13 protein-coding genes and 1 pseudogene are annotated in these 7987 nt (G+C 45.5%); 5 read left to right on the top strand and 9 right to left on the bottom strand.

Annotated elements, in window-relative coordinates:
* Window positions 1-251: pseudogene (locus G598_RS19185) on the top strand (hypothetical protein); the annotation flags it as partial.
* A 152-nt stretch (window positions 252-403) separates the two neighbouring features.
* Complete coding sequence (locus tag G598_RS0114715; protein ID WP_026767562.1) at window positions 404-1000, top strand: hypothetical protein; 597 nt, start codon at window positions 404-406, stop codon at window positions 998-1000.
* A gap of 35 nt (window positions 1001-1035) precedes the next feature.
* Here the strand turns inward: G598_RS0114715 and G598_RS0114710 are convergent, their stop codons facing one another.
* From G598_RS0114710 to G598_RS0114675, 8 genes are all read right to left on the bottom strand, one after another.
* Window positions 1036-1356, bottom strand: a complete 321-nt coding sequence (locus G598_RS0114710; RefSeq protein WP_245582830.1) for a hypothetical protein — start codon at window positions 1354-1356, stop codon at window positions 1036-1038.
* An 18-nt stretch (window positions 1357-1374) separates the two neighbouring features.
* The gene (locus tag G598_RS0114705) at window positions 1375-1974 is read right to left on the bottom strand and encodes a DUF2284 domain-containing protein (RefSeq protein WP_026767560.1); all 600 of its coding nucleotides are present in this window, start codon (window positions 1972-1974) and stop codon (window positions 1375-1377) included.
* A gap of 20 nt (window positions 1975-1994) precedes the next feature.
* Complete coding sequence (locus G598_RS19880) at window positions 1995-2147, bottom strand: hypothetical protein (protein WP_157833369.1); 153 nt, start codon at window positions 2145-2147, stop codon at window positions 1995-1997.
* 11 nt (window positions 2148-2158) lie between these two features.
* On the bottom strand, window positions 2159-2566 hold the full coding sequence (locus G598_RS0114695) for a hypothetical protein (RefSeq protein ID WP_157833368.1): 408 nt from the start codon (window positions 2564-2566) through the stop codon (window positions 2159-2161).
* 36 nt (window positions 2567-2602) lie between these two features.
* On the bottom strand, window positions 2603-2749 hold the full coding sequence (locus tag G598_RS20115; protein ID WP_211221598.1) for a hypothetical protein: 147 nt from the start codon (window positions 2747-2749) through the stop codon (window positions 2603-2605).
* A 63-nt stretch (window positions 2750-2812) separates the two neighbouring features.
* The gene (locus tag G598_RS0114685; protein WP_026767558.1) at window positions 2813-3385 is read right to left on the bottom strand and encodes a cob(I)yrinic acid a,c-diamide adenosyltransferase; all 573 of its coding nucleotides are present in this window, start codon (window positions 3383-3385) and stop codon (window positions 2813-2815) included.
* Window positions 3385-4257 carry an EFR1 family ferrodoxin gene (locus tag G598_RS0114680; RefSeq protein WP_037364624.1) on the bottom strand — a complete coding sequence of 291 codons (873 nt, stop codon included), beginning with the start codon at window positions 4255-4257 and terminating at the stop codon, window positions 3385-3387. Before G598_RS0114680 ends, G598_RS0114685 begins: the two co-directional genes overlap by 1 nt.
* A gap of 163 nt (window positions 4258-4420) precedes the next feature.
* On the bottom strand, window positions 4421-4735 hold the full coding sequence (locus tag G598_RS0114675) for a PHP domain-containing protein (protein ID WP_157833367.1): 315 nt from the start codon (window positions 4733-4735) through the stop codon (window positions 4421-4423).
* Window positions 4736-4918: 183 nt separating this feature from the next.
* Between G598_RS0114675 and G598_RS0114670 the strand changes: the two genes are divergently transcribed.
* The 3 genes from G598_RS0114670 to G598_RS0114660 all read left to right on the top strand — a co-directional run bounded on the left by G598_RS0114670 (window position 4919) and on the right by G598_RS0114660 (window position 7184).
* Window positions 4919-5419: a hypothetical protein gene (locus G598_RS0114670; protein ID WP_026767555.1), complete on the top strand. Its 501-nt coding sequence runs from the start codon at window positions 4919-4921 to the stop codon at window positions 5417-5419.
* 488 nt (window positions 5420-5907) lie between these two features.
* Window positions 5908-6222 (top strand): ArsR/SmtB family transcription factor, encoded by a 315-nt coding sequence (locus G598_RS0114665; protein WP_026767554.1) that lies wholly within the window; start codon window positions 5908-5910, stop codon window positions 6220-6222.
* Between the two features lie 83 nt (window positions 6223-6305).
* On the top strand, window positions 6306-7184 hold the full coding sequence (locus G598_RS0114660; RefSeq protein ID WP_026767553.1) for a radical SAM protein: 879 nt from the start codon (window positions 6306-6308) through the stop codon (window positions 7182-7184).
* Between the two features lie 529 nt (window positions 7185-7713).
* Here G598_RS0114660 and G598_RS18170 read toward each other — a convergent pair.
* Window positions 7714-7987: RNA-guided endonuclease TnpB family protein (locus G598_RS18170; protein ID WP_157833366.1), on the bottom strand; the 274-nt coding region annotated here is incomplete at its 5' end.

The raw sequence follows: 7987 nt of genomic DNA, 5'->3' as shown, positions 1-7987 counted from the left end.
AATCCTATACTTCAAAGGCAAGCTGCCTTGACCTGGACGATATTCCTGTCTACAATGCCGAAAATCCGTATACTGGTATATTCAGTGGCAAGCGTGTCCAGCGTGGACTGTATCGGTTTGCCGATGGCAGAACTGCAAATGCCGATGTCAACGGGGCGGCAAACATACTTCGCAAAAGTAAGCAGAACTTCGATTTCGAAGAACTGTGTAGAGGGCTTTTGGACAGCCCATTGAGAATAAGGGTATCCTGACAGCTAACTCCTTTGGGATATGTCTGTCGGGCGTTAGTCCGTGTATCAAACTTCTCAAGAATCCCCCACTTCTATAAGTGGGGGAGGTTCAACCTATTGTTGTATACTATCCTCGTAAAATTACAGATTATTATCTGATTGGAGATCCTACCATGAAGAAAGAACTTCCTCACTTCAAAATCGGCTCAGCCTATGGTGGTACTCAGGAATGGTGCCCTACCTATTGGATGAATATTGGTGGCTGTGCCGCCATCACCGCCTGCGATTGCAGCATTTATTTTGAACTCTACAAAAACCTCCATGGCCTATACCCTTACGACATAAATGCAATCTCCCAGGCTGATTATGTGGACTTTGCCTATGTAATGGAGCCATACCTAAAGCCACGCGAATCCGGCATTGACCGTCTGGACATATATATCGACGGCTTCTCCCAATTTCTCTCCAATCATAACGCACCGGATATAACGTTAGAACCATGGGAAGGCACCAACAACCTCGAAGCGACCAAAGACATCATAATCCAGCAGATTGATAACGGCTGGCCCATCCCCTGCCTTACACTTCTTCACCAGCATCCTTCCATGGAAGATTATGTCTGGCACTGGTACATCATCAATGGCTACGAACAGTTCGATAGCACCCTGATGGTAAAAACCGTAACTTACGGGACATGGCGCTGGTTCGACATTGCTACCTTGTGGGATACAGGCAAATCCCCAAAAGGCGGCCTAATCCTCTTTTCTTAATAAGTAAACGCCGGGTAATAGCTCCCGGCGTTTTTTTATGACATCTTCTTATCATGTTTCCGCGCATAGATATCTGTCGCGAAATCAATCATTTCTCCCCAACTGCTAAACCGTGTAGTCTTGGCAACGTGCTTATCCATCTGTTCCTCGGGAAGATCCTCAAAATCCTGTTGGGAGGTTATGTGGAATTTCCCACCCTGCAGGAATTTCTCAAAGCTGCGGTAGTTCGTATACTTACGCATGAATGATTTATCGAATAAGTCCTCAAAATCCACCGACTGCGGAATCGCCCCCGGCAGCTGGTAGTAGCCTGTCAGCTTTACCAATTCTATCACCTCAGATTTTTTCTCTAACACACTGCCTGCTCACAGGCATTATTTGATATCTGCTTTTATAGACAACCATATTTTCTCCGGCACCTCGTTCACCGTCATTATCCCATGAACCAAGGTGAAGTAGTCCGGCAGTCTGTCCCTGCACCACTGGATTTCTATTCCCAACATATCCTGGGTTATGGCACTCAGGTCGAAGCCAAAGGCATCCAGCGAATATCTCATCTTATCCGGCAACCTGCATGGCTGACCTGCTTTCCGGCTGCACTCTATGCACAAATTGCATCCATCAGAGGAAAGGGATATGCTTCCAGAAAGTTCCCTCTCAAGCTTGCGTAGTTTTTCTTCCATGCGCAGCTTCACTTCAGACACAATCCTCCAGCCTTGATCTTTTATTTTGTCTGCGGTATCAGCATCTTCTATCACATGGCGTTCCAGATTGATCTTAGCCCCCACCACATTTATCCATTCAAATCGGGATAAATAGACTTCCGAATCTATATCTAACGGCGGACAGCTCCAGACGGTATCGTACCTTGGGCACTCACGACAATATGCCATGTATTTTTCCTTATCCTGATATCTCTGCCGAAAGAGCTCCATTGGCATCTTATTTTTCCGGTATTCCACAGAATAATCCATGTCATCACCCCCAGCAAATTTTATGCCTGCTTGTCCGTCATGGCATCTACCACAATCTTCCGCGCCTCAGGCGAAAGCATTTCGGCATCTTCTATAAGCTTCTGTTTAATCGCTTCACTTTCTTCTTCCGTAAGCCTGCGCACAAAAAAGCTGGTTAATATTTTATTGACCATAAATGCTCCTCTTATTTTAATTCAAAGGGTGTACCTTCATAATTCATAATGCTCACGCTCTCTTCAACCACAGCAGCGCATAGCTCTCTTAGACGATTCTGTGCATTGAACAGTTCTTCGTTTGTAGCCGCTTTATCAATAGCCTCTATCTCCCGCTTTGCACTTTCAGCCAGGAAAATTACCTTACCCAGTTTTTCCTTGCTGATTGCCAGTGCTACAAGCGGCCGCTCCGACTTCTCCCCCAGCATATTGGCCAGGGGACGAAATATATCTTCCGTCAGCATATTGGCAAACTCATTAATCTTAATCCTGTTGACTTTCAGCGATGCCTTACAAAACTCATCCTGCTCAACAAATCTGGGCTTATTCCAATCATTTAATGCCTTGACCACACGCTTCGTCTGTTTTTTTCCAGCCAAATCCATCTCTCCATTTCGTGCACTTTTGCAAAAATTCTACTCCTGTACTGGCAGCCCAAATTCCTGCCTTAATGCCAAATAGCGTGCCAGCTCCTTTTCCTTGACCGGCTTTGCTAAATCGTTGAATGTATGATGCATGACATCAGCGTCCTTCAGCACTTCATCCAACGGCTCATCCCTCACCAGTTTGTCATCATGATGGTATATAGCAGAGCATATGATGTCAATTTCCTTAGGGTTAGCCTATCAACACTCGATACCCTTACGCGCCTCGACACCTTTCGTATAGTAGTGCTTAACTTCCTTCATTTCTGTAACCAGGTCTGCCCGCTCAATCAGCCAATCCGGAGCACATCTTCCGGTAATCACCAGTTCCGTATTCTCTTGAGCCTTTTCCAGCAATTCCTCCACAGCACTTCTGCCTATCAGCCCAAAATGCAATGCCATATTGAGTTCATCTAGAATTATCAGCCCGTAATCCCCCGAAGATACTGCTCTTGTCACTTCAGCAAAGCCATCTTTTATAAGTTCAACATAATCCTGCGGAGGTTTCCCCTTCGGAAAAATCACTACGCTGTCTCCCAGCTTATCCCGCAGCTCATTGCTTAAAGTTCCTTCTTCTGCAACAAAAAACGGCTTACCACTGGTTCTTAAGATAAGTTCAGGCGCAAAGCCCTGAAGAATCTTCTGCTCACTATAGGCCAGACTTTTCATGAACTGCATGATGTAGACTTTCCTGCCTGCCCCTAATGCCCGGATGGCAAGTCCCATAGCCGCTGTAGTCTTTCCTTTGCCATTCCCTGTATAGACCTGAAGCATCACGCATTCCTCCGAATCAGCTCTGCCGCTTTGATTTTCTTATGCCGGTACCTTTTTCTGCCCTTTGTTATTTCGCCATATTCTATGGCCTTAACAGGACAGATATGCAGGCATCCCAGGCACTCTACACAGCTATGCTGCCATACGGGCTGCCCCTGAGGGCGCAGGATATTCCCTCTTGGGCATATCCTTTCACATAGACCGCAAGATGTACACTTTTCCCTATCGCATTGGAATTTTTCATCTATTTTCTGCTGTTCTGCTTTCCATTTATCATGATAACCTGCACAAAACTTCCTGAGCAACTGCCATGTCTCGTGATGTTCCCGCTTCTCTATGGCACCAGCTATTTTCTTCAGCTTCCGCTCTGCCAGCCAGGCCCGGATATTTATCCGCCAGTCTGCAGCTATATCCCGCAAGGGAATGTAGTTGGACACCAGCCGTACATACCATGCAGCATGTATCTGCCGATTCTTTTCCTTCAATATCTTTTTCGCATCCACAAACGGTCTGCCCCAATAAGGAACGCCGCAGGTAGCTATAGCAAAGATATACGGTGATTCCAGTATCGTGAGCTTTTGTAAGAATTCCTCAACCTGCAACGGCAGGCTAAAGTAATGCATAGGAAATACAAATCCTACACACTCCGCATTGACCTCCGGCCTGTCCTCATGCAGGGCTTCTACGATTGACCTTATCTCCGCGCCTTTAATAACCTTCTGCAATTTCCGCGCCACATACAACGAGTTACCCGTTGCCGAGTAATAGTAAATTACCGTGCTGATTTTCTTCACCCCATTTTGTTGTTTGATTTTACGATGCCAGCCTTTGCCATCTCGTCGCCCATACACCACAGATAGAACAAATTCCACTGCTCCATCGGGACGGAAATTTTTTTCTTGCCCAATCTGCTTTTCTTGATTTTTCAGGTCTCGTTTCCATAAACCATTACACAGACATTACATCAGGGGCCACATACCGAAATCAGCTCATAGCCCGCTTTTTTACCAATCTCCATCATTGACCGGAGTGATTTCACAAAACGACTATAATGTCCTTAATCCTTACCGGCTCAAACCAGAAGCATGCGCCCGGATTATGCCACTCTTCAATTTCGATAAGCGGGAACGGCTTTTCTTTTTGACGGCTGGCCAGCTCCGCAAGGATAGTCAGTTCTTCTTCCTTAACCTCTTTCCCATACCGATTCAGCGTTCCCAGAGCAATGTTCTTATTCTCGCCATGATAATCACTGCCACCGCTGATGTAGAGGTTATGTTTCTTCGCAACAGCCAGAAGCGATTCAATCTGCGCTTCATCAAAGTCCGAATAATGCATATGCAAATCAACCACAGCCATCCTCCTTTGCATCATCGTTCTTCATTACTGACAATTATACCGCTGCTTTACTTATTTTTCTATAATTGCTCGAAACAATGTTATGCTCTGCCGCCTTTGACTTTTTGACATTTATATGATATAGTGTTATTCATTATGACTATGTTATCATAGCTATCGGTTTCGGGAGGTTCCATTTTGATTTTCATTAACAACACGCCCATATTTTACCTTGCCAGAAAAGTCTTATTTGACAGCACCATCGGACTGGCCTTTCTTTTTGTCATCGCCACAACGCTTTTTGTCTATATCGAATTTAATATCACCTGGATTTTGCCTTTTAACGGTATAGTTGCCCTGTTTCTTTCCCTGGCCTGCCTGCGCAGTTATCGTAACAACCTCCAGTATTACACTGCAATCCGCCAGGAATGCGTTGCTAACATAAACCGCATTCTTCATACTGCTCCTGACAATCTTTCCGAGGATGAACAAAAGATCCACTCCAACATCTCCAATGCCCGCCAGCGCGGCTTGATGTCAGTATATGTTGCAAAACTGTCGCTTAGCTATTTTAACAACCACATCGCTGAATGGAATAAAGATTTTTACAGTAAGCATCGGTTCTTGAAGCATTCTAATAATGCTAGTCTGGTTCTCATGATCCTGAGCGCCATAATTCTTATCTATGCCCGACTATAACATACAAAAGCTCCGAATTAGGCTTTTCAGAAATCACTTTTTAATAATCTCAGACCTAAGCTGTCGTTGTATCACTATTTGCTGCAAAAAAAGACAAGGTAGCTGCATTCATGTGCAGTGTACTCTTGTCTTTTTTCTCTAGGCAACGATATCCACTTACCAATGCGAATGAACCTGCCGGTCTAATAGCAATGCAGGTGAACCTTTCTACCAGCCTGGCTGCGCCTCATGCCACCATATCCTTCACATACTGAATGAGAATGTTCTCCTCAGCATCAATCATCTTGTCTGGAACATAGAAGAACAGCTGCTATCGTCGACAGCCCGGTTCCGCCCCTTTTCATTGGTCTTGGCACAAGTTTCCTGTTCCTTGCGGCAGGTTATATTCCCCAGCATGGAGAAGCCGGACTTTCTGCGCGATAAAAATGTTTTGCCGAAATTGTTACAAAAAACATTGACATATCGCGAAAATAAGATATAATATAGGCATGAACACATTAGAAATTTACAAAGCTTTGGCGAACGAAATACGTTTGAATATCATGGAATGGTTGAAAGAGCCGGAAAAGCATTTCCCACCGCAAGGACTGCATTTGCCGGATGGCAGCACATGGACAGGAGGCGTGTGTGTCGGCAGCATTCAGGAGAAAGCGGGAATTTCCCAGTCCACGGTGTCCCATTATCTTGACATTCTTCAGCGTGCTGGGCTATTGAAAGCCGAGCGCATAGGCAAGTGGACATACTACCAACGCAATGAAGAAACAATCCGTGAATTTGGCGAGTATGTCAAGAGCAATCTGTGAAAGGGCAGAATCAACTGCCCTTTTCTAAGAAATATTTATATCTAAAAAAAGCGATATATAGATTTATTAAGGAGTGTTGTATCATGCATTTTGCCAGTACCGTTGTACGTCCGCCTTATGAGGCGAACAGTGTTTTCCTGCAAATAACGTCCGGCTGTTCCCATAATGCCTGCCGGTTCTGCACCTACTACAAGGATGCGCCCTTTGGCGTATCGCCATTGGATGAGGTCAAAGAGGATTTGCAGGAACTCAAGGAGTATGGCGTATCTTTCCCACGCATCTGGCTGCAGGGCGCCGACCCCTTCCTGCTGACTTTCGATAAGCTGAAAGCCGTTGCCGAGCTTATCCACGAATACCTGCCTTTTGTCCAGTCCATCGGAGGCTATGGGCGTGTGGACAGCGTAAAGAACAAGTCGGTTGAGGAAATCAAAGAACTTCACCGGATGGGGTATGACCGTCTCGTATTTGGCATTGAATCCGGCGATGATGCTGTGTTAAAACGCATGAACAAAGGTTATGAAGCAAAGGATATCGTGGAGCAGCTGGGAAAACTGACGGAGGCAGGCATGGATTATGCCGTCATTTTCCTGAGTGGTCTTGGCGGTCACGGCTATGGTCTTTCCCATGCGGAAAAAACAGCAGATGTTATCAACCAGCTCACGCCGTTTCGGGTCATGGCGGCAGGGCTTACTCTTTTTCCTGATACTCCGCTCATGGAAGATGTGAAAAACGGTACTTTTGTTGAAGCCACGGAAGCCGAACGAATTGAAGAACTTCAGACGTTTTTGCGTAAATTGACGATAGAAACGACCATAGATGCGACCAATGCTTCCATCATCACGCCTATCTATGGGCAATTGCCGAATGACAAGCAAAAGATGCTCGATACTCTGGAAACTATCTTTCGACGTTTCGGAGAAAAAGGCTTGCGTTCTCGGCGGGAAAATCTCCGCATGATTTAACATAAATATCTTGTTTGCCAAACAGTATGTGTCGGGGGAATCATCATGCACTATCATGGTCCGATTGTACGTCCGCAAACAGATGCGGACAGCATCTTTGTTGAAGTAACAGTAGGGTGTACGCACAACAATTGTACATTTTGCAATTTTTATGACGGCTATCCTTTCCGTGTCGCACCCCTCTCTCAAGTTGAAGCAGACTTGCAAGAAGCGGCAGCGAATTTTCCTCATGCAAAGACACTTCTTCATCAATGGCCCGAGCTTCCTCCGAGACATAACAGCCATCTTTAGTCATAAGAGCAACGTCTAAGCTGTCTACTGAAATCAACTGCTGTCCACTGATTTCAGGCATATCTAACGCAATCAATCTCGTGGGATATTCCTCTCCGGTGAACGTACCCCCTCCTATAGAGGCGGGAGCTTCCTGCTTCCACGAGAACAGCACCACTGACCCCGAAGAGTTGCAGCGACTTACACTCTCTCCACAGGCGTAGATTCCCGTGCGACCCACGGTATTTTACGAGATTAGTTAGGCAGATATTCGTCTAGCTTCTTCTCGAATATTTATTGCAGCGTTTTTATCGCGGTTATGGTGACTGCCACAAGCGGGACAATCCCATTCTCTCACAGACAAGTTTTTAGTTTCGTCATTTTGGTAGCCGCAAATATGGCATAATTGACTGCTTGGATACCACTTGTCTATCTTTATAAGTTGTTTGCCCTGCCATGCAAGCTTGTACTCCAGTATATTTGTGAACATGTTCCAGCCATTGTCGGCTACGGATTTACCAAAGCTGAATTTT

Origin of the sequence: Selenomonas ruminantium subsp. ruminantium ATCC 12561 (assembly GCF_000424065.1) — a bacterium.
In the GTDB taxonomy this organism is placed as follows: Bacteria; Bacillota; Negativicutes; order Selenomonadales; family Selenomonadaceae; genus Selenomonas_A; species Selenomonas_A ruminantium.
Note: the sequence above shows the minus strand (reverse complement) of the source record. Positions and strands in the feature narration are given on the sequence as shown.